This window comes from Arthrobacter sp. SDTb3-6 (genome assembly GCF_013376095.1).
GTDB lineage: Bacteria > Actinomycetota > Actinomycetes > Actinomycetales > Micrococcaceae > Specibacter.
Genome location: NZ_JAAMFN010000124.1, coordinates 1 through 994 on the forward strand (window position 1 = coordinate 1; position 994 = coordinate 994).

Sequence of the window (994 nt, forward strand, 5' to 3'; positions counted from 1 at the left end):
GTCCGTGCCGTTCGTGCCGTCGGTGGTGTGGTTCGGGCTGGCTTGGGTGTTGGTGTCTTGGGTGTTGTTGGGGTCGGTGTGTTGCCTGGGGTTGGCTGCCGAGCCGGTGCCGGCCATCCAGGCTTCGTATTGGGGCACGGTGGCCCAGCCTTCGAAGTGGACCAGGCCGCGGCGGGGTTGGCGGAAAAAGATGCCTTGTTTTGCCACGAGTTCGCCCTCGGTGGGTTGCTGGCCGTCGGGGTCCAGGGTGTTGACCGCGCGTAGGCCGACGCGGGAGAGGGAGTCGGGGTCCATGGTGCGGGCATGGCCGGTGAGGGTGTGCTCCATCTGGTCGGCCGTTTCCGTGGTGATGCGGCCGGCGTCGGCGAGGTGGTGGACTTCCTCGGTGTAGCGGGAGGCGGTCAGGGCGCGCTCCATGGAGAGTTCCCCGGCGAAGAACGCTGCTGCGGTTGCCGGTTGCGCGGCGGGGGTCTCGGCCATGGTCAGTTCGTCCGTGACGGGCAGGAACCGTTCGGCCAGGCGCAGCCGGCGTGAGGCTTCGCCCCGGCCCAGTTTCAGGCTCGTGCCCAGCAGGTCCGTCGCGTGCTTGATGCCGTCGAAGCGTCCGGCGCGCACCCGTCCGGCCAGGTTGCCGGCGATCTGGACCTGCAGGGCGGCCAGGTATGCGCCCAGGTGTTCCAGTTCCTGGGCCCAGGAGACGGCCTGGGCATCGCTGAGGGCGTCGACGTCCAAGCCCAGCGGGGCCGCGGCATGCGGCCCCGGGCCGGGGCCGGGGCCGGGTGTGGCCGGGTGTGGCCGGGGCGGCTGGCGTTGCGGAGCGGGCCAGGGCCGCGGCCAGGGCGATCAGCCGGCGGACGTGCCCGTCGGCGTTGCTGCGCTCCTGTGTGGAACCGGGCTGTCCCGGCGTCCCTGCCATTGCTTCCATACCCATAAGACTATCCGGGACCACTGACAAAAACAGGTAGTTATCCGAACGTGTGTACTATTCAAGGCG

At 69.7% G+C, this 994-nt stretch carries 1 protein-coding gene; it reads right to left on the reverse strand.

The window, feature by feature from the left end; translation table 11 throughout:
- Positions 1-732 (reverse strand): DUF222 domain-containing protein (locus tag G6035_RS19600; protein WP_176618775.1); only part of this gene is annotated, 732 nt, incomplete at its 3' end.
- Positions 733-994: the final 262 nt, after the last annotated feature.